Origin of the sequence: Bifidobacterium miconis, from assembly GCF_019331735.1 — a bacterium.
GTDB classification, from domain to species: Bacteria; Actinomycetota; Actinomycetes; order Actinomycetales; family Bifidobacteriaceae; genus Bifidobacterium; species Bifidobacterium miconis.
Genome location: NZ_JAHBBH010000011.1, coordinates 12,359 through 32,000, shown reverse-complemented (window position 1 = coordinate 32,000; position 19,642 = coordinate 12,359). Strand labels below are relative to the sequence as shown.

General features: G+C 63.8%; 16 protein-coding genes. 2 read left to right on the top strand and 14 right to left on the bottom strand.

The features are described from left to right. Nucleotides 1–3: 3 nt before the first annotated feature. The 5 genes from KIH79_RS05315 to KIH79_RS05295 form a co-directional block, all read right to left on the bottom strand. Nucleotides 4–1,719, bottom strand: a complete 1,716-nt coding sequence (locus KIH79_RS05315; protein ID WP_219058458.1) for a variant leucine-rich repeat-containing protein — start codon at nt 1,717–1,719, stop codon at nt 4–6. 254 nt (nt 1,720–1,973) lie between these two features. After that, the gene (gene rplL / locus KIH79_RS05310) at nt 1,974–2,357 is read right to left on the bottom strand and encodes a 50S ribosomal protein L7/L12 (RefSeq protein ID WP_150353962.1); all 384 of its coding nucleotides are present in this window, start codon (nt 2,355–2,357) and stop codon (nt 1,974–1,976) included. Between the two features lie 105 nt (nt 2,358–2,462). Continuing rightward, nucleotides 2,463–2,984, bottom strand: a complete 522-nt coding sequence (rplJ, locus tag KIH79_RS05305; RefSeq protein ID WP_219058457.1) for a 50S ribosomal protein L10 — start codon at nt 2,982–2,984, stop codon at nt 2,463–2,465. 320 nt (nt 2,985–3,304) lie between these two features. Continuing rightward, nucleotides 3,305–4,618, bottom strand: a complete 1,314-nt coding sequence (locus KIH79_RS05300) for an MFS transporter (protein WP_219058456.1) — start codon at nt 4,616–4,618, stop codon at nt 3,305–3,307. Nucleotides 4,619–5,292: 674 nt separating this feature from the next. Beyond that, on the bottom strand, nt 5,293–6,192 hold the full coding sequence (locus KIH79_RS05295) for a hypothetical protein (RefSeq protein ID WP_236023634.1): 900 nt from the start codon (nt 6,190–6,192) through the stop codon (nt 5,293–5,295). Nucleotides 6,193–6,808: 616 nt separating this feature from the next. Between KIH79_RS05295 and KIH79_RS05290 the strand changes: the two genes are divergently transcribed. Beyond that, nucleotides 6,809–8,203 carry an NCS2 family permease gene (locus tag KIH79_RS05290; protein ID WP_219058455.1) on the top strand — a complete coding sequence of 465 codons (1,395 nt, stop codon included), beginning with the start codon at nt 6,809–6,811 and terminating at the stop codon, nt 8,201–8,203. A gap of 695 nt (nt 8,204–8,898) precedes the next feature. Here KIH79_RS05290 and pstB read toward each other — a convergent pair. From pstB to KIH79_RS05250, 8 genes are all read right to left on the bottom strand, one after another. Next, nucleotides 8,899–9,678, bottom strand: a complete 780-nt coding sequence (gene pstB / locus KIH79_RS05285; RefSeq protein ID WP_033493853.1) for a phosphate ABC transporter ATP-binding protein PstB — start codon at nt 9,676–9,678, stop codon at nt 8,899–8,901. Nucleotides 9,679–9,732: 54 nt separating this feature from the next. After that, nucleotides 9,733–10,731, bottom strand: a complete 999-nt coding sequence (gene pstA / locus KIH79_RS05280) for a phosphate ABC transporter permease PstA (protein ID WP_219058491.1) — start codon at nt 10,729–10,731, stop codon at nt 9,733–9,735. Beyond that, nucleotides 10,731–11,687 (bottom strand): phosphate ABC transporter permease subunit PstC, encoded by a 957-nt coding sequence (gene pstC / locus KIH79_RS05275; protein WP_219058454.1) that lies wholly within the window; start codon nt 11,685–11,687, stop codon nt 10,731–10,733. Before pstC ends, pstA begins: the two co-directional genes overlap by 1 nt. A 143-nt stretch (nt 11,688–11,830) precedes the next feature. After that, entirely contained in the window at nt 11,831–12,982 is a 1,152-nt protein-coding gene (pstS, locus tag KIH79_RS05270) for a phosphate ABC transporter substrate-binding protein PstS (RefSeq protein ID WP_219058453.1), read from the bottom strand. Between the two features lie 148 nt (nt 12,983–13,130). Beyond that, nucleotides 13,131–13,835, bottom strand: coding sequence for a response regulator transcription factor (locus KIH79_RS05265; protein WP_219058452.1), 705 nt, complete (start codon nt 13,833–13,835; stop codon nt 13,131–13,133). Nucleotides 13,836–14,013: 178 nt separating this feature from the next. Continuing rightward, nucleotides 14,014–15,315: a sensor histidine kinase gene (locus KIH79_RS05260; RefSeq protein WP_219058451.1), complete on the bottom strand. Its 1,302-nt coding sequence runs from the start codon at nt 15,313–15,315 to the stop codon at nt 14,014–14,016. Between the two features lie 215 nt (nt 15,316–15,530). Then, nucleotides 15,531–16,238 (bottom strand): 5'-methylthioadenosine/S-adenosylhomocysteine nucleosidase, encoded by a 708-nt coding sequence (gene mtnN / locus KIH79_RS05255; protein ID WP_219058450.1) that lies wholly within the window; start codon nt 16,236–16,238, stop codon nt 15,531–15,533. A 150-nt stretch (nt 16,239–16,388) separates the two neighbouring features. After that, nucleotides 16,389–17,522, bottom strand: a complete 1,134-nt coding sequence (locus KIH79_RS05250; RefSeq protein WP_236023638.1) for a 3-deoxy-7-phosphoheptulonate synthase — start codon at nt 17,520–17,522, stop codon at nt 16,389–16,391. Between the two features lie 322 nt (nt 17,523–17,844). On the opposite strand from KIH79_RS05250, the gene KIH79_RS05245 reads away from it, so the two are divergent. Next, the gene (locus KIH79_RS05245; protein WP_219058449.1) at nt 17,845–19,140 is read left to right on the top strand and encodes an MFS transporter; all 1,296 of its coding nucleotides are present in this window, start codon (nt 17,845–17,847) and stop codon (nt 19,138–19,140) included. Nucleotides 19,141–19,177: 37 nt separating this feature from the next. Here KIH79_RS05245 and KIH79_RS05240 read toward each other — a convergent pair whose 3' ends face one another. Next, complete coding sequence (locus tag KIH79_RS05240; protein ID WP_219058448.1) at nt 19,178–19,573, bottom strand: HIT family protein; 396 nt, start codon at nt 19,571–19,573, stop codon at nt 19,178–19,180. Between the last annotated feature and the right edge of the window lie 69 nt (nt 19,574–19,642).

Below are 19,642 nucleotides of genomic sequence, written 5' to 3'. Positions count from 1 at the left end.
AGCTCACTTCCCTGCCGCTTTGCGGTAGTCCTGATATCCCGGATTGTCGGCCAGCGCGGCATCCACGTCGGCGTTGCCCTGCGCCACGAGCCATGCGTACAGATCGTCGTACAACGACGGGTTCATGGCGAGGAACGGCAGCAGCTGCGGGTATCTCGCCATGGCGAACTGGGTGCTGAAATCGGTGGTGCGCTTCGCGTCGTCGGACGTGTACCCGTTGACTTCGACCGCCGGTTCGCTCCTCCGGAATTCGCCCTTCGACACACGGTCGAACACGGAACCCGGTTCGAACGCCGGCGTGTACGGTTCGGGCTGCGCGGCCGCCGCGCCCCACGCGGTTCCCGTGCCTGCAGACGCCGTCGCGTCCTGCGTCTCTTCCGCGGCCGTCGTGACCGCAGCGGCGGTTTCGCCGGCGTTGCCGTCGGCAGGTCCGGCTGCGTGTCCGTCCGCGGACGCGTGCGTTGCGGCATCATCCGCACCCGCGGTATCCGTCGTGTCGCCCGACTCATCGTCCTCGTCGCGCGCCGCGTCACCGACGCCGGCACGCACCGCGGCAGGAGCGTCCTCCGCCGCGCCCCCGTCATCCTCGACCTGCGCATCGTCCGCGGAGTACGCATCATCCACGGACGTCAGGCTGTCGACGGCCTGCCCGTCACGATCATCGGTCGTATCGACGGCCTGCTCCGAGTCAACGGAACCGTCCGACGCCGGATTCGTCCGCGCGCCGGTCAGCGCGTACTGCGCGACGAAGTCCACGGAGTACGCGGCCGTGCGTTCGACCGGCGACTCGCGCACGGTCGGCTGTTCGCCGGTCTGCGCGATGTGCTGGTCGATGGACGATTGCGCGGCCGGCAGATTGGTCGGCTGCGGCTCGACGGGCGTGTGGTGCGGACGCTGCGCGATCACCGAAATCGGCATGAGGCGATCGGCCGGCGACCCGGCATCCGTCTTGAGCACGGACGATCCGGCCGGCGGCTCGACGGGCTCGACCGCGAACGGCTGCGCGCCGACGTCGGGAAGGTCGGCGGAATCGGACATCGCGTCGGCGAACAGGTCGCGCGGTTCCCGAGACGGCACCGGCATGACGTTCAGCGGCACGGTTTCGGGCATGCCGTCGCCCTCCGGCTCCTCCCGGATCGGACGCATCGGCGTGAAGCTGCGCAGCGACGCGGCCTTGAGCTCGCTGGCGCGGCGGGACACGCTGCTCGCGTCGAACATGCTGGTCGGCTCGCCGGCGCGCAGGTCGAGAATGTCGTCGACGGACAGTCCGGACGCGTCCGGCTCCGGCTTGTTGTCGCCGACCGCGTACTCGAACAGATCGGCGACCGGCTGTTCCGGCTCGGGCTCGACCGGCTCGTCGACCATGACGAAATCGACCGGCACGTCGCCGAACTGCATGCGCACGGCGGCCGACGGCAGCGGGAACTCGGCGTCGGCGGGCAGACGGAGCAGCTGGCCGTCTTCGCGCACCATGTACGTGCCGTTCGTCGAGTGCATGTCGCGCAGCGTGGCCGAGCCGTTGACCGCGACGGAGAAGACGGCGTGGCGCTTCGACATCGAACGCGTCTCGTCGGGCACCTCGAAGCGCGGATTGCCGTCGTCGGCGAGCGGGCGGATCGGCTTGCGGCCGATTTCCAGACTCTCCGACGGCGAGACGCTCACCTGGTCACAGCCCTTGACTCTCACCAACCACTTGCGAGAACGCTGTTCCTCACTCACCGCGTCAGCCTTCCTTTCCTCACGTGCCTTGTCGTGGACCCCGCCGCGCCCCTTGTCGCTACGTGCCATTGTGTCATGTTTCGCTGCACATCGCGTGCCATCGCGACACAAACACGACAACTTCGCCCACCATCATCGCACGACCCTTGGCCGCGCGGATGGCGGAAAACGGAAAACCCCGCCGCTCCGGGAAACCGGTGCAACGGGGTTTTCGCAACAAGCTGTGCAATGCGCGGGATTCCCTCCCGCAATCATTACTTGAGCTCGACGGTGGCGCCAGCCTCTTCCAGCTGAGCCTTGGCCTTCTCGGCGTCTTCCTTCTTGGCCTTCTCGAGGATGGCCTTCGGAGCGCCGTCAACCAGAGCCTTGGCCTCGGCCAGGCCGGCGTTGGTGATGGCCTTGACGGCCTTGATGACCTGGATCTTCTTGTCGCCGACAGCGGTCAGGACGACGTCGAACTCGGTCTTCTCCTCTTCCTCAGCAGCAGCGCCAGCGGCCGGAGCGGCGGCGACGGCGGCGACCGGAGCGGCAGCCTCGACGTCGAACTTCTCCTCGAAGGCCTTGACGAACTCGGAGAGCTCGACGAGGGTCATTTCACCGAAAGCTTCCAGCAGCTCTTCGTTGGTGTACTTAGCCATGATGGCTTCCTTTCATTCTGGCGGCGGCCCGCGTGCTCGTGCCGGCGCACCGTCTCAATGTTTGTTTGTTTTTCCGAATGGTTCATGCGGCAAGCCGCATGGGGATCAAGCTGCCTTTTCCTGCTTCTCGCGCAGGGCGTCGATCGTACGCACGGCCTTGGTCGGCAGAGCGACGAACAGGTACGCGGCCTTGGCGGTCGTGGCCTTGAGGTCGCCGGCGAACTTGGCGAGCAGCTGCGGGCGAGACATCATGTCCGCCAGCTTCTTCGCACCCTCGCCGTCGTAGACGGTGCCATCGGCATAGCCGCCCGAGATAACGAGAGCCTTGTTGGTCTTGGCAAAGTCACGCAGGACCTTCGCAGCCTCAATGAAGTCGCCCTTCACGAAGGTGATGGCGGTCGGGCCCTTGAGCAGGTCGTCAAGACCCTCAATGCCCGCTTCCTTGGCGGCGATACGCGCCAGCGTGTTCTTAGCCACAGTGTAGGAAGTATCGCGGCCTAGCTTTTCGCGCAGTTCGGAAACCTGCGGAACGGTAAGCCCGCGGTACTCGGTCAGGTAGACGGCATCGGCGTTACGGAACTGCTCCGTAAGCTGAGCGACCACCGCTTCCTTTTCGGGCCTCTTCATGGCGTTCCTTCCTAGATCGGCCGTTGATCTTCTCGGTACGGAACACCGCGTCATCGCAGGGCAATAAAAAAGCCCTGCACACAGGCAGAGCAACATTCGGCCGCTGTTCCCGTCTTGCGACGTGCGGCAACCCGCGAACGGGCGACTATCTCTCAACCTGCGCTGGCTTGGCGAACCAAACTTCGTGGGACTTGCATCCCAAACCAACGGTCTGTGGTTTACGAGTGAATAAAATACGCCCGGACATTGACTTTCGTCAAGTCCGGGCGTGTCGAACTACTGGCAACTATCAGCAGCCATCGGCAGTTATCGGCTGCAGATCACAGCTCGTAGTCCTTGTCCTTGCTTTCCTTGATCAGGAACAGGGCGACGAGCGCGAGCGCGGCCATCACCACCAGGTACCAGCCGACCGACATCACGCCGTGCGTCTCGACCAGCCAGGTCGCCAGCGACGGGGCGAACGCGCCGCCGAAGATCGCGGCGAGATTGTAGCTCAGGCCGGCGCCGGAGTAGCGCACGTTCGTCGGGAACAGCTCGGGCAGGTACGCGCCGCACGGGCCGAACAGGCCGCCCATGAACACGAAGCCGATGCACAGGAACAGCATGATCGTCGCCGTATTGTGCTGCAGCAGGGCCGGGGCGAAGAAGCTGAAGACCAGCGTGCCAGCAGTGAAGAAGATCAGCGTCTTCTTGCGGCCGTACTTGTCGGCGGCCAGGCAGCCGACGACGATGAACGCGGCGAAGAAGAACACGGAGACCATCTGCATGCCGAGGTACTGCGGCTGGGTGAAGTTCAGGCCGGCCACGCCGTAGCTGAGGGACCAGGTGCCGAGGATGTAGAACAGCGTGTAGGTGATGCCCATCGCGACCGTGCCCAGCAGGACTTCCTTCCAGTACGGCAGCAGGTCGGCGAGCGGGTGCTTCGAGGTGCGCTTCTCGGCGGCGGCCTTCGCGAAGATCGGGGTCTCGCTCATGCGCTCACGCACGTATAGGCCGATGATGACCAGCACCGCGGACAGCAGGAACGGGATGCGCCAGCCGAACGCAATCATCTGGTCCTTGCTCAGCGTGGTGGTCAGCAGCAGGTTGATGCCGTACGCGCAGAAGAAGCCGATCGGGGCGCCCAGGTTCGGGAAGGAGCCGAACAGCGCGCGCTTGTTCGCCGGGGCGTTCTCGGTGGCGACCAGCGCGGCGCCGGACCATTCGCCGGCGAGGCCCACGCCCTGGCAGGCGCGGCAGATGCACAGGATGACCACGGCCCAGGCGCCGATCTGCTCGTAGCCGGGCAGCAGGCCGACGACGAACGTGGAGATGCCCATCGTCATCAGGGCGATCACCAGCGTCTTCTTGCGGCCCATCTTGTCGCCGAAGTGGCCGAACAGCAGGGAGCCGAACGGGCGGGCGAGGAAGGAGACGGCGAACGTGACGAATGCCATCAGCGTGGCCAGCGCCGGGTTCGACTTGGCGACGGAGGTGAAGAAGATCGTGCCGAAGTAGCTTGCGGCGGCGATGGAGTAGCAGTAGTTGTCGTAGAACTCGATGGCGGTGCCCACCATCGACGCGGCGATGATCTCGGGCACGGAGTCGCGCTTCACGGTTTCCCGTGACAACGAGGCGGTTGCGGATGCGGACATGATGAACCTTGTTTCCCTCTACCACGCGCGTTCAGGCGCGTGCATTCCGGGCGAACGTGCCGCGGGAGGCGGCCAACCCGGCGAAAATTCTTGAAAACCCGAGGCAAGGGGCTTGTAGCCCGGCTTGGACGGGGAACACAAGGGGTATGCGACATCCGCATCATGGGCTTTTGGCCAGCGGTGCCGCACACCGCTGTGCTGAGTAATGAGTGTGGCCCATAACCAGTCAAAAGGGAAGACCCTGACCACATAATGAACTGCAAGCGCGGCATTGCCCGGTCTGGCCGCCTACGATCCTCGCCGCAAGCCTCCCGTTCTGTCACACTAAGCGAATACGGCAGCTTTCTTCAAAAGCATGTCACATCATCTCGTCACGCATTATCCCAATACGCTTAATTTCCCCATGTATGACAAGAACAGCCAGGCAGCGAGACGGACCAAGACAGTGTGCCGGATCACAGATCCTTGCAACATCAACGTTTTCGGAGAGCTCTTCTGCTTGGAATAAGCGGAAGAGATCGACTCAATCAAACCTTCGCTGTCACACTCAACGCGAACCGGCCTCCATCAGCGAAGCGTGACGCGGAATCATGTCACACTCCGCAAATAATCACCCTTGTTTTACCAAGCATGACCACAATGACGGGTCCCGCACAGCCCCGACCGCACACCCGTCACCGCACCGACCGGGCCAGTTCCTCCACGGACATGGCGATGAGCCTAAAATCACAGTCCAAGCCGCGTTCCGCCAACTGTCTGGCCACGCGGAACGCGAATTCCGCACATGCGACATCATTGGACAGCGCATCTGCCGTGATCTCCAGAATCATCCAGTGTTGTCCTCGCAACAGCATCCGCTTTTCCTTGTCGCGTCGCCATTGCCGGCGATCCGTGCGATGGTGGTCCCCGTCGTATTCCACCGCCACCAGGTATTCCGGCCAAGCCAGATCCAAGGTCATGGATGCTCCGGAACCGAATTTGGCCCCCGGAACCGTGTAATTCGCCTCTGGCCGGGGAATGCCGTGCCGTCTCAGCACCAACATCGTCTTGCTCTCCATCGGTGAACGCATGTTCGGCGTCATCAGGCGCAGCGCCAAACGACATGATGGCTTTCCCTTGAAATACGGTATACGCTCAAGGAATCCAGCGAATTCACTGAGCGATAGTCGCTCCTCGTTCGCAAGCATCGCGTCCCCCAACGCCACCAAATCATCGAGCGGCACATGACTTGACAGTTGCGCCCAAGTGTGCAGAAGGTCCAGCGCATATACGTTGGACCGAATCCGCGCGCTGCTATCGCCGTTCAGGTGCTTCCACACATGCGGCACTGACGTTGCGGCCTTCGATCTCACACGTTTGGCGCCCGTACTGGATGTGGTGTGCAATGCGTCCATGTCAAGATCGCAGCGGGACGGCAACGGGATCGACTGCAGCGTTAAGGATGTGGTCATGCCGAACAGCAGTCGCTGCCGCAATCGCGCCGATTCGTCCGCGCAGCGTTGCACGGTTTCGCGGCGACGTTCCGCAAGGCTTTGCGTCATGGCGACGACCGGTTCGTCGCCTGTTTCGGTCATTCGACGATGTTCCATGCGGCGACTGTACAGGATTTGCGGCCGGCGCGCTTGACTCGGCCGCAAAATTGTGGATATGTGGATAACTGCGATGACGGCGGTGCAATGGTCGCTGCCGACGTGCGATTGTGCGGGCTGACTGTTTGGCTGCCTGGGGAACCGATTTGCGGGGGTGATTCAGGGGCGCATATAACGGAACGTCGCCGACATTGTCGCGTATCGGCCCAGTATACGATACGCGTTCACGAAACCTCCATGACTTGTGACGGTGCTATCGTGGGCGCGTTCGACAAAACGAACGCAGGGCGAGTCGCGATTCTCGCCGGGGCTGATCGATGGGTGACTGATGATGCTTGTGCATACGCGCGTTTGCACAGGGAATACACCGGCACGCGTCACGCGCTGCATGTGCCGCATCACGGTTCATGGCACGGCATGATATGACATGACTGGCCGTGGATGATGATGCCAGTGCATACGCGCGTTTGCATGGGAAGAGATGCCAGTGCGTCACGCGTCGCGTGCATATGGCATGCATCACGCGTGCGTCACACGCGCTGCGCATCGCGCGCCGTGCATGGCCAGCTCCTAACAACCCACGAAAAGGAAGCAGAGATATATGGAGAAGTTCTTCCACTTGAAGGAGAACGGCACCACCGTGTCCACCGAGGTCATGGCCGGTCTGACCACGTTCTTCGCGATGAGCTACATCATCGTCGTCAACCCGCAGATCCTGAGCCAGACGGGCATGCCGTGGGGCGGTGTGTTCCTCGCCACGATCATCGCGGCCATCATCGGCACGCTCGTCATGGGTCTGTTCGCCAATGTGCCGTACGCGCAGGCCGCCGGCATGGGCCTCAACGCGTTCTTCACCTACACCGTCTGCTTCGGCCTGGGCTTCACCTGGCAGGAGACGCTGTGCATGGTGTTCCTGTGTGGCCTGATCAACATCATCATCACCGTCACCAAGATCCGCAAGATGATCATTCAGGCGATCCCGGAGACACTGCAGCACGCGATCGGCGGCGGCATCGGCCTGTTCGTCGCGTACGTCGGCATGCTCAACGTCGGCCTGATCACCTTCACTCCGAAGGACGCGAAGTCAGCCGGCAAGGGTCTCGCCACCGCCGCGACCCCGGGCCTCGCCGCGTTCGATAACAAGGTGCTGTGGGTGTTCCTCATCGGCCTGTTCCTCGCGATCGTCTTTACCGTGCTCAAGGTCAAGGGCGGCATGCTGCTCGCCATCGCGATCACCACGGTCGTCGGCATCCCGTTCGGCGTGACCAACTTCGGCCAGTCCGTCTCCATCGGCGAGACCTTCTCCCAGCTGCCGCAGACCTTCGGCGTGATCTTCACCGGCGCCGGCTTCCCGGCTCTGTTCTCCGACGTCGCGCGCCTGCCGCTCGTGATCGTCACGATCTTCGCGTTCTCCATGTCCGACACGTTCGACACGATCGGCACGTTCATCGGCACCGGCCGCCGCACCGGCATCTTCTCCGAGGCTGACGAGAAGGCGCTTGAGAACGGTTCCGGCTTCTCCTCGAAGATGGACAAGGCCCTGTTCGCGGACTCCATCGCCACCTCGATCGGCGCGATCTGCGGTACTTCGAACACCACCACGTACGTCGAGTCCTCCGCGGGCATCGCGGCGGGCGGCCGCACCGGCCTGACCTCCGTGGTCGTCGCGATCTGCTTCGCGCTCTCCGCGTTCCTGTCCCCGGTCATCTCCGCCGTGCCGTCCGCCGCGACCGCCGGCGTGCTCGTGATCGTCGGCTGCATGATGGCCGCCTCCCTCAAGGAGATCGACTGGAACGACATCACCGAGGCGATTCCGGCGTTCTTCGCGGCCGTGTTCATGGCGTTCTCGTACTCGATCTCGTACGGCATCGCCGGCGGCTTCATCATGTACTGCATCGTGATGACCTGCAAGAAGAAGGCGAACAAGGTGCACCCGGTGATCTGGGTCGTCGCGATCCTGTTCGTGCTCGATTTCATCCTCAACGCGGTGTTGTGATCGGCTGATCGCTTGGTGCATCGCTTGGTTGCGGCATCGCCCAGCATTGGTTGCGATGCTGCGTTGCGCAATCCCCGCAGGATTTTCTGCGGGGATTTTTTGTTGCCCATGCATGAGGCGACAGCCAGAGGTTCCTGCAGGATTACGTGAATCACTTGATTGCTGCACGACCGCTATACGCCGCGTGCGATCCGTCACGCTCTGGTCGGATATACATATACGATGCAAGCATGACTCGATATTGTGTCACGCTTTCACAAAAACAAGGCTGATGAGTCCTGTGTGACACGGCACAGAACCAATATGAAAGTACGACAGCCGTAAATCCTTGGTATTGCTGGGATCGTATGGCCTGATCGCTGTCACGCATTGTTCTATCGACCCCGGCACGCGGGGTCTGACAAACCGCATGTCACGCCCCGCGAATTCAAGGCTCTCTCTGTCATGCATGACGCATTATCATGTCACGTCAGCCCATAAAGCATCGATTAACGTCAAACGTGACAGACCACAAAGTGTGACAAGCCAAATGTGGGACAGATCCCATAATCATCCCGCAATCATCCCCGCAAAGACCTGCAAACGCGGGAAGGCCCCGCACCGGAACGAGCGAGCGTCCGGCACGGGGCCTTCCAACGAGAGCGCGCGGCGGAGAGAAAAACACCGCGCGCGGCGACGGCAAATCCGTCGCGCGATCAGCCGAAGCGGCCGGAGACGTAACGTTCGGCCTCTTCGTTCTGCGGGTTGTTGAACATGGTGGTGGTGTCCGCGAAGTACTCGAGATGACCCGGCTGACCCACGGCCTTCAGGTTGAAGAACGCGGTGTAGTCGGCGATACGCGCGGCCTGCTGCATGTTGTGGGTCACGATCACGATCGTGTAGTCGCCCTTGAGCTCCTGAATCAGATCCTCAACGGCCAACGTCGAGATCGGGTCCAGAGCGGAGCACGGCTCGTCCATGAGGAGCACCTGCGGGTGCACGGCAACCGCGCGCGCGATGCACAGACGCTGCTGCTGGCCGCCGGACAGGCCAATGCCCGGGTTGTCGAGACGGTCCTTGACCTCGTTCCACAGGTTCGCGCCGCGCAGGGCCCACTCGACGAGGTCGTCGGCGTCGGACTTGGAGATCTTGCGGTTGTTCAGGCGCACGCCGGCCAGCACGTTTTCGCGGATCGACATGGTCGGGAACGGGTTCGGGCGCTGGAACACCATGCCGACGTCGCGGCGCACGGAGACCGGGTCCACGTCCTTGTCGTACAGGTTCTTGCCTTCGAGCAGCACCTCGCCCTTGACGTGGGCGCCGGGGATGATCTCGTGCATGCGGTCGAGGGTGCGCAGCACGGTCGACTTGCCGCAGCCGGACGGTCCGATGAACGCGGTCACCTTGTTGGGTTCGATGTGGATGTTCACGTCTTCCACGGCGAGGAAGTTGCCGTAGTAGATGTTCAGATGGTTGACATCAATGCGTTGTCCCATGTGAATTTCCTTGTTTGATATTTACCGAAGTTCTTGCATCGTGGTCAGCGACGATCAGCGCTCGGCCTTGACGGCGAAGACCTTCGCCACGAGTCGGCCGATGCCGTTGAGGATGAGGACGATCAGGATCAGCACGAGGGCTGCGGCCCAAGAGCGCTCCATCGGGATCGTCGGCACGCAGGCCGCGGTCGCGTTGGCCGGGCAGTTGGCGCTCAGCTTGGAGTATTCCTGATAGACGTAGACCGGCAGCGTGGTCATCTTGCCGTCGAACAGGTTGACGTTCGTGGACGCGATGTAGCCGGCGGTCATGAGCAGCGGCGCGGTTTCGCCGATGACTCGCGCGATGGCGAGGATGCAGCCGGAGACGATGCCCGGCAGTGCGGTGCGCAGCACGATCTTGGTGATGGTGCGCTGCTTGGTCACGCCGAGCGCGTACGACGCCTCGCGAAGGTCGCCGGGGACGATCTTGAGCATTTCCTCGCTGGACTTGACGACAGTCGGCAGCATGAGCAGCGACAGTGCGACGGAGCCGGCGAAGCCGTTGACCGAACCGGGGCCGAGGATGATCGTGAACATCGAGAACGCGAACAGGCCGGCGACGATGGACGGGATGCCGCTCATCACGTCGACGAGCAGCGTGATGGTCTGCGCGAGCTTGCCGCCGTGCGCGTATTCGACGAGGTACACGGCGCACATGAGGCCGATCGGGATGGAGATGACCATCGAACCGAACGTGATCTCGAGCGTGCCGATGATGGCGTGGAGCACGCCGCCGTAGCCGCCGGACGGGGTCGGGTTGCCGCCGACGACGCCGGTCATGTTGTAGCTCAGGAAGTTGAGGTTGAGCCGCTTGACGCCGTTGACGAGCGTCGTCAAGAGCACGGAGACCAGCGGGATGCAGGCGACGACGAACGCGAGCGCGATGAGCACGGTCATGATCGCGTCCTTGCGCTTGCGCGAGGCGATCAGCGAGCGGGACGGCTTGAACTTGTCGAAGTCGATGACGGGCGCGCCTTCGAGCGAGGCCTTGGGGTCTTGGGTCAGATCGGCCATCATGCCACCTTCTTTTCAGTGATCTTGCGGGCCACGTAGTTCACCACGAACGTGATGAGGAACAGCACGAGGCCGGTGCCGATCAGCACGGACACGCCAAGGTCGTTGGCTTCCGGGTACTGGGCGGCGATGTTCGCGGCGATCGTCTGGTTCTGCGAGGCCTGCAGCAGCTTGAACGAGTAGGTCAGGCCCGGGGACAGGATCATCAAGACAGCCATCGTTTCGCCGAGTGCGCGACCGAGGCCGAGCATGGAGGCGGAGACGACGCCGGACTTGCCGAACGGCAGGACGGCGAGCTTGATCATTTCCCACTTGGTCGCGCCGAGCGCGAGGGCGGCTTCCTGCTGCAGGCGGGGGGCCTGCAGGAAAATGTCGCGCGACAGGGACGTGATGATCGGCAGGATCATGACGGCGAGCACGACGGCCACGGTCGCGACGGTGCGCGACGGGCTGGCGGCGGGGCCGGCGAACAGCGGGATCCAGCCGAAGTAGGTCGCGATCCAGTTCCAGAACGGGTAGATGGCCGGCACGAGGATCAGGCCGCCCCACAGACCGTAGATAACGGACGGGATGGCGGCGAGCAGGTCGACCACGTAGCTGAGCGCGGTGGCGAGCTTCTTGGGCGCGTAGTGCGAGATGAACAGCGCGATGCCGAGCGACACGAAGAACGAGATCAGCAGGGCGAGCGCGGAGACGAGCACGGTGCCGAACAGCAACGGGCCGACGTAGCCCCAGAAGCTGGACGACTTGCCGCCGGTGAAGTCGGAAATCGTCTGGCTGTTGGCCTTCTGGTCGCCGCCGATGAGCGGCCACGCGCGGAACAGCAGGAAGAGGAAGACGGCGGCGAGGACCACGAGGATCAGGATGCCGCAGGCGTAGGCAATGGCGCGGAACACCTTGTCCGCGGTCTTGCCGCTGGCGGCGGGCATCATGGCCGCTTTTTCTTGCGAACTCACAGGTTCTCCTTAACGGTTTGCGAAGGAAGACTGCGCGGGCTTGGATTCCACGGGAACCGGACCGACCACTTCAGGCCGCAGCCACGCTTGGTGCCTGCGGCCTGAAGCATTTCAGTCAGCGGTTCCCTGCGGAATCCTTAGGCTCACTTGGTCTTGATGGCCTCGATGGAGGCGGCGTCCTTCTGGGCGATGGAGTCAGGCAGCGGGGCGGAGCCGGCAGCCTGAGAGGCGGTCTGCTGGCCGTCGGAGCTGGTCACGTAGGTGAGCCAGGACTTGACGAACTCGGCGGTCTTGGTGTCCTTGTACTGCGGGCAGGCGATCATGTAGGAGACCAGCACGATCGGGTAGGCGCCCTCGGTGGTGGTGGCGTGGTTGATCTTGACGACCACGCGGTTGTCGCCCTTGACGGACGAGTCGAGCTCGGAGTCGTCGATGACCTTGGTCGCGCCATCAGCGGAGATCTCGCTGTACTTGTCGCCGACCTTGACGGCCACGGTGCCAAGGTCACCGGCGGCGGAGAAGTCAGCATAACCAATGGTGCCGTCGGCCTGCTTCACGGTGGAGACGACGCCCGAAGTGCCCTTGGCGCCCTGGCCGACGGAGTTCGGCCAGTTCTCGGACAGGTCGTAGGACCATGCGTCAGGAGCCTGATCCTTGAAGTAGCTCACGAAGTTCTGGGTGGTGCCGGACTTGTCGGAGCGGTGAACCACGGTGATCGCGGTGTCGGGGAGCTTGAGGTCCGGGTTCTGATCGGCGATGGCCTTGTCGTTCCACTTGGTGATCTTGCCGTCGAAGATCTTGGCGATAGTGGCGGCGTCCATGTTGATGTGCTTGCCCGCGTCGGAGATGCCCTTGAGGTTGAAGACCACGGCGATCGGGGAGATGTAGACCGGGATGTCGAACGCGGTGGTGTCGGCGGCGCACACGGACTTGGAGTTGTCCACATCATCGTCGGCGAGAGCCTTGTCGGAGCCGGCCCACGCGGTGGCACCGGTCAGGAAGGTCTTGACGCCGGCGCCAGAGCCGGACGGATCATACGCGATCTTGGCGTCCGGGTTGGTGCCCTGGAAGCCGGCGACCCACGCCTCGACGGCGGCCTGCTGCGAGGAGGCGCCGGCGCCGTTGAAGTTGCCCGAGATCGGGGTGGAGGACGAGGTGGTGGTGTCGGAAGAAGAGGAAGAGCCGTTGCTGCCGGAGTTGGAGGCGGTGGTGTTGTCACCGCAAGCAGCGAGCGAAGCCAGCATCGCAATGCCCGAAATGGCCGCGATGGAGCGGAAAAGCACATTCTTACGCATGTCTGTTTCTCTCTATTCTGTCAATCAATCTTTTTGACAGTTCAAGACTAAAAGACATCCAACGGCCCGTCCGCCAAAATCGGTGAACGCAAGATGAACAGTTGCCTATCAATCCGACTACGCGGCCACTACGTCGTTTTTGCCTCCGCTACTCGGCCGGCGCATCGATCTTGTACCCGAGCCCGCGCACGGTCGTCAGGTACTTCGGATGCGCCGGATCGACCTCGATCTTCGAGCGCACGCGCTTGACGTGCACGTCGAGCGTCTTCGTGTCGCCGACGTAATCCGATCCCCAGATCCGGTCGATGAGCTGGTGGCGCGTCATCACGCGGCCCTTGTTCTGCATGAGGTATTCGAGCAGCTCGAATTCCTTGAGCGGGAAGAACACGTTCTCGCCGCGCACGCTCACCTGATGCTGCCCGATGTGCATGACGATGTCGCCGCAGGTGAGCGGCATGTCGCCGTCGACGCCTTCGGAGACCTCGGCGACCATCTGATTGCGGCGCAGCACGGCGCGGATGCGCGCGAGCAGCTCGCGGAACGAGTAGGGCTTGGTCACGTAGTCGTCGGCGCCGATCTCGAGTCCGACGACCTTGTCGATTTCCGCGCTTTTCGCCGTGAGCATGATGATCGGCACGCGGCTCTGTTCGCGGATGCGCCGGCACAGCGCGGTGCCGTCGAGGCCGGGGAGCATGAGGTCGAGCAGGACGAGATCGAAGCCGCCCTGCGTGAACAGTTCCAGCCCCTCTTCGCCGGTCGCGGCGGCGGAGACGTCGTATCCTTCGCGCGTGAGCTGGTAGACCAGCGGTTCCCGGTATGATTCCTCGTCTTCCACGATGAGAATGCGTGTCATGTCTGCTCGTTCCCCGTTTCTCTTCTTATGCGTTGTTGCGTGCGTTGTCCGCACGGTCCAGCGAACCCGTCACCAGCGGCCGCGTCGTTTTCCTGCGCATTATCGTAGCCGCTCGGTGAACCGCATATGACGAACTTCCTAAACTACGTAACTAATTACTCGGACTATATCAACGTAGTCACGCGTCGGCCCCGGCGTCGCGCAGGTCGTCGTCGGTCGCGGCCGGCAGTTCGATCGTGAACGTCGACCCCTCCCCCTCGCGCGACCATACGGAAATCGTGCCGCCGCACTCCTGCACGCAATGTTTGGTGATCGCCAGTCCCAAGCCGGAACCGCCGGTCGCACGAGAACGCGCCGGATCGACCCGGTAGAAGCGCTCGAACACGCGGCCGAGCGATTCTGCCGGAATGCCGATGCCCTGATCGACCACGCGGATCGTGACCTTGCCATCCTTCTGTCCCACGCCCACGGCCACGACGGTGTGCTCGGGCGAATAGTGGATCGCGTTTTCGACGAGGTTTTTGACCGCGGTTTTGAGCGATTCGGCGTCACCCATCACGATCTCGTCCGGCGCGGAGGATCCGGCCGGCTCGTCCGCCGCGTCGAGCGGCCGCGACTCGCCGCCCAGCGTGAGCCGGATGTCGATGTGCTTCGCGTCGGCCTGCACCTGATTCTCGCCGATCGCGCCGCGCACCACGCCCATCACGGACACGGGGTGCATGTCCATCACGCCCTCCATCGACTGCGCCTTCTGCAGGTCGATGAGCCGGTGCACGAGTTCGGTCAGCCGGTTCGATTCCTTCGCGACGCGGCCCGCGAAATACCGCACGGCGTCCGGATCGTCGGACGCGTCGCCGATCGTTTCGGCGAGCAGCGAGATCGCGCCGGCCGGCGTTTTCAGCTCGTGCGACACGTTCGTGACGAAGTCGCGTCGCATCGCCTCGAACCGGCGCTGCTCGCTGACGTCGGTCAGGAAAATCGCGTACAGATCACCGGTCACATGGCCGATGCGCACGCGCAGATACCGCGTGTCGGACGGCACTTCCTGCCCCGGCTTCACGCCGCGGCCGGTCGGCTCGCCGGATGCCTGCAACGCCTGCGCCCGGCCGACTGGAATGCGCACCTCGCGTTCGCGCGCGTTGCCGTCGGCGACGACGAGCGCGAGAATGTCGCCGATTTCGTCGGATGACAGATTGCCATGATCGATCAGGCCGAGCGTTGCGGCGAGCGGGCTCACGTAACGGATGCGGCCGCCGGGTCCGCACGCGATCATCGCCTCCGGCATGACCTCGATGAGCGCGCGTTCGGATTCGCGCACGGGTACGTTGCGGCCGAACAGCGACTGCCGGGTCTTGTCGCGCAGAATGTCGTCCACCCGCGTTTCGCCCGCCTGCCGGCCGAGCGTGTACGCCGCGGCGGCGGTCACCGCCAGCACGCCCAGCACCAGAATCACGATCAGCACGACCTGCCACCACGTCATGAAACACCTTTCGACGACCTGCGTCCAGCGCTTCCAGCGTAACGGCTCACGCCCGTAGCGACACCCCGCCGCTACGTAAGTTCAGCGTCTGTTCACCTTGCCGGCGCAAGGTAAGGCGTCAGACAAGGCCATTCCCCTCATCATCATCCCGTCCGCGCCTCCGGGATCGCCCGGCCCGGCTGCGTCCCGTCCGAAACGACGACGCCGGCCCCGGCTTACAGCCGCTTGAGGATGTTGACCGCGAGCGCCGCGGCCGTGTTCGCGTATTCGGAGATGTCGAACTCCTTGAACACTTCGTAGTCGGTGTCCGCGTTGTCCGACAGCGCGCGGATCACGAGCGCGGGCACGCCGTTGCGGGCGGCCACGTGGGCCACGGCCGCGCCCTCCATTTCGACCGCGTCCGCGCCGGTGTCGCGGATCACCTGCTCGACCTTCTTCGGGTCATCCACGAAGTAGTTGCCGGACGCGATGATGCCGGTGATGTGCGTGATGCCCATGTCAGCCAGGGCCGCGTCGGCGAGCGCGATCAGCCGGTCGTCGGAGTGGAATTCCTCGACGGGCGCGTCGGGCTTGCCGGGCGTCCACTGGCCGACGAGGCGCATGTCGGTGTCGAGGTAGCGCAGCGTGCCGCCGAGCACGACGTCGTTGATGTGCAGGTGCGTGTTGAGATTGCCGGCGATGCCGGAGAAGATGATCGCGTCGGGTTGGTACGCGTCGATGAGCCGCTGCGCGGTGGCGGCCGCGTTGACGAGGCCCATGCCGCCGACGGTCGCGACGACGTTGACGGTCGCGCCGTCGTTGGTGGCGATGGTGCCGCGGGAGACGTCGAGGCTGGCGGCGACGTCGTGTTCGACGTCGTTCAGTGCGCTTGCGATGTGCGCGACTTCCTCGTCCAGCGCGCCGATGATGGCGATGGTGGTCATAGGGGTCCTCTCCTCCATACTTGGCTCCCCTTGTCAGGGGAGCTGTCAGCGAAGCTGACTGAGGGGTAGTCATATGTGTCGAACCGCCTGACTACCCCTCAGTCTCACTGCGTTCGACAGCTCCCCTGGCAAGGGGAGCCGAGAAAAATATCACTTCCAGCGGCGGGCCGAGACGGCGTCGGCGAGCTCGTGCAGGAGCCGTTCGGTTTCGGGCCAGCTGATGCACTTGTCGGTGATCGACTTGCCGTAGACGAGTTGGTCGAGCGGCGCGGCGGGCTGGTTGCCGCCTTCGATGAAGCTTTCCATCATCACGCCGGTGATGCCGGTCTCGCCGTCGGCGATGCGCCGCGCGATGTCGCGCACGACTTCGGCCTGCCGGTGTTCGTCCTTGCCGGAGTTGCCGTGCGAGCAGTCGACGATGAGCCCGTGCGCGGCGGCCGAGTCGGCGGGCATCATCGCGCGGATGTCCTCCATCGCGCGACGCACGGATTCGGCGTCGTAGTTCGGCCCGTGGATCGAGCCGCGCAGCACGACGTGGCAGTCGGGGTTGCCGAGCGTTTCGACCGCGCACGCGCGGCCCATGTGGTCGATGCCGAAGAACGTGTGCTGCTGCGCGGACGCGTAGCAGCCGTTGACCGCGGCCTTGACAGACCCGTCGGTCGCGTTCTTGAAGCCGATCGGCATGGACATGCCGCTGGCGAGCTGGCGGTGCACCTGCGATTCGGTGTTGCGCGCGCCGATCGCGCCCCAGCTGACCGCGTCGGCGATGAACTGCGGGCTGGTCGGCTCGAGGAATTCGGTCGCGGCGGCGAGTCCTTCGCCGAGCACGCCGAGCAAGGTCTTGCGCGCGAGCAGCAGGCCCTTCTTGATGTTGTGCGTGCCGTCGATGTCGGGGTCGTTGATGAGTCCCTTCCAGCCGACGGTCGTGCGCGGCTTTTCGAAGTACACGCGCATGACAATGAGCAGTTCGCCTTCCACTTCCTTCATCACGCGCGCGAGTCGGCTCGCGTAGTCGAGCGCGGCGGCCGGATCGTGCACGGAGCACGGGCCGACGATGACGAGCAGACGGTCGTCCTGTCCGTACAGGCAGGCGCGGATTTCGTCGCGCGAATAGGCGACGATCTCCTGCGCGGCCGCGTCGAGCGGCAGTTCGGCAAGCACCTGCGCGGGCGTGGGCAGCGGTTCGAGTTCGACGACGCGGCGGTTGATGATCCGGTCGACGCCGACCTGATCCTCCCAGCGCGGCACGTCGGTGGCGATGAGCGGGTTCTTGCCCTCGCGCATGGCCTGCCGGATGGCACGCAGTTCCTCGGGCGTGTTGAGCGGCTGCGGGTGCTCCAGGCTGGCGGGCACCGCGATGTCTCCTCCGGCCGCGTTTCCGGGCGCAGCTCCCGTGTTCTTCTGCTGCTGCATAATAAAGGTCTCCTTGAACGTCAATCCTTCCCCCAAACGTAAAGGCCCGCGGGGACGAATCGGCGCGCGGCGCCGGCTCGCGTCGCCGGTTCGCACCTCGGCAGAATTCATGCGCTGTTCACCCGGGGCCTTGTCCGCTCCCCTGCCCGGCCCGTACGATGGCTGATAGTTGTTGTCATGGTCAGGAGTCGTTATGTCAAGTCCTGTGTCCTCCCCCGAATCGTCGACCGCTGCGACCGCGGTGCCGGCCGGCGCGAAGCTTACCAAACGCGAGAAGCAGTGGATCGTCTACGACGTCGGCAATTCGGCGTTCGTGCTGCTGAGCACCGCCGTCGTGCCGATCTACGCGAAATCGCTCATGCCCGCGGACGGCAACATCGTCTCCGCGTGGGGCTATGCGCAGACGATCGCGTCGCTCGTCATCGCGCTACTCATGCCGCTGCTCGGCTCGATCGCCGACGTGCAGGGCATGAAGATCAAGTTCTTCCTCGGCTTCTTCGGCACGGGCGTGGTCACGTGCTGCGCGATGGCGCTACCGCTGACCTGGCTGCCGTTCCTGATCGTGTACGTGCTCGCGACGATCGGCCTGAACGGCTCGCTCACGTTCTACGATTCGATGCTCATCGACACGACCGACAACGATCGCATGGATAAGGTGTCGTCGCACGGCTATGGCTGGGGATACGTCGGCTCGACGATCCCGTTCATCGCGTGCATCGCGCTGATCTTCGGCGGACCGTCGCTGCTTGGCTGGTCGACGGTCGCATGCACGCGGGCATCGTTCGTGATCACGGCCGTGTGGTGGGTGGCGTTCACGATCCCGCTGCTCACGAGCTACAGGCAGGTGCATTACCGCGCGACCCGAGAGCACACGTGCGAGGCGATCCACGGCACGTTCACCGAGTTGGCCGGCACATTGCGAAAGCTCGTGAAAAACAAGCCGCTGTGGATGTTCATGATCGCGTTCTTCTTCTATATCGACGCGGTGAACACGGTCATCTCGATGAGTACGTCATACGGCACGCAGCTCGGCATCGATTCGACGCAGCTCGTGGTGGCGTTGCTCGTGACACAGTTCGTCGCGTTCCCGTGCGCCATCCTGTACGGCCGCCTGGCGGGCCGGTTCGGATGCAAGCCGATGATCATGGCCGCGGTCGTCGCGTACATGTGCATCGTGTTCTTCGCCGCGTTCTTCCTGCGTTCGGCCGCGCAGTTCTGGATCCTCGCGATTCTCGTGGGCATGTTCCAGGGCGGCATCCAAGCGCTGTCGCGTTCGTACTACGGCAAGATCATCCCCAAGGAGCACGCCAACGAGTATTACGGCCTGTACGACATCTTCGGCAAGACCGCCTCGATTCTCGGCACGTTCCTCGTGGCCACCACCACGTCGCTGACCGGCAACGCGTCGCTCGGCGTGCTCTCGATCGCGATCCTGCTCGTCGTCGCGCTCGTCTTCCTTACCCTCCAGAAGGACCCGACGCGGGCGTAGCGGCCCAAACCGCTGGATACCGCGGTCACGTGCGATCTCATCGCATTCGCCGCCACGCGGCGTCCAGCGAGATCGCGCGACCGGGCAGCTTCGGCCAGGTGTCCAGACCGTCGCCGCGCGAGCGGGCCAGCAGATGCACATGAAAATGGAATACCGACTGGTTGTCCTCGAACGAGGTGTTGAGCAGATCGACGCCGTCGAACCCGCAATCCGAGACCAGATGCCGGGCGACGCGCTGCGTCAGGTCGGCCACCGCACGCAGGGATTCCGCGTCGCAGTCGAGGATGTTGACCGCATGCCGCTTCGGCACGACGAGCAGATGATAATCGACCTGATCGTCGGCCGATACGAAGCACAGCGCCAGATCGGACTCCAAGACCGGCCGGCACGGCTCCTCGCCGCGCACGATATCGCAGAACACGCATTCGCCCATACGCCGATCATAACAGCTGTGTTCGGCCGGCCGAATACCCCGGCGCCTGACGCCGACTACACTGGGAAT

Coding starts and splice junctions, on each gene's coding strand:
- rplL (WP_150353962.1), bottom strand. CDS start 2,357: ATGGCTAAGTACACCAACGAAGAGCTGCTGGAAGCTTTCGGTGAAATG.
- rplJ (WP_219058457.1), bottom strand. CDS start 2,984: ATGAAGAGGCCCGAAAAGGAAGCGGTGGTCGCTCAGCTTACGGAGCAG.
- KIH79_RS05300 (WP_219058456.1), bottom strand. CDS start 4,618: ATGTCCGCATCCGCAACCGCCTCGTTGTCACGGGAAACCGTGAAGCGC.
- KIH79_RS05295 (WP_236023634.1), bottom strand. CDS start 6,192: ATGACCGAAACAGGCGACGAACCGGTCGTCGCCATGACGCAAAGCCTT.
- KIH79_RS05290 (WP_219058455.1), top strand. CDS start 6,809: ATGGAGAAGTTCTTCCACTTGAAGGAGAACGGCACCACCGTGTCCACC.
- pstB (WP_033493853.1), bottom strand. CDS start 9,678: ATGGGACAACGCATTGATGTCAACCATCTGAACATCTACTACGGCAAC.
- pstA (WP_219058491.1), bottom strand. CDS start 10,731: ATGGCCGATCTGACCCAAGACCCCAAGGCCTCGCTCGAAGGCGCGCCC.
- pstS (WP_219058453.1), bottom strand. CDS start 12,982: ATGCGTAAGAATGTGCTTTTCCGCTCCATCGCGGCCATTTCGGGCATT.
- KIH79_RS05265 (WP_219058452.1), bottom strand. CDS start 13,835: ATGACACGCATTCTCATCGTGGAAGACGAGGAATCATACCGGGAACCG.
- KIH79_RS05260 (WP_219058451.1), bottom strand. CDS start 15,315: ATGACGTGGTGGCAGGTCGTGCTGATCGTGATTCTGGTGCTGGGCGTG.
- mtnN (WP_219058450.1), bottom strand. CDS start 16,238: ATGACCACCATCGCCATCATCGGCGCGCTGGACGAGGAAGTCGCGCAC.
- KIH79_RS05250 (WP_236023638.1), bottom strand. CDS start 17,522: ATGCGCGAGGGCAAGAACCCGCTCATCGCCACCGACGTGCCGCGCTGG.
- KIH79_RS05245 (WP_219058449.1), top strand. CDS start 17,845: ATGTCAAGTCCTGTGTCCTCCCCCGAATCGTCGACCGCTGCGACCGCG.
- KIH79_RS05240 (WP_219058448.1), bottom strand. CDS start 19,573: ATGGGCGAATGCGTGTTCTGCGATATCGTGCGCGGCGAGGAGCCGTGC.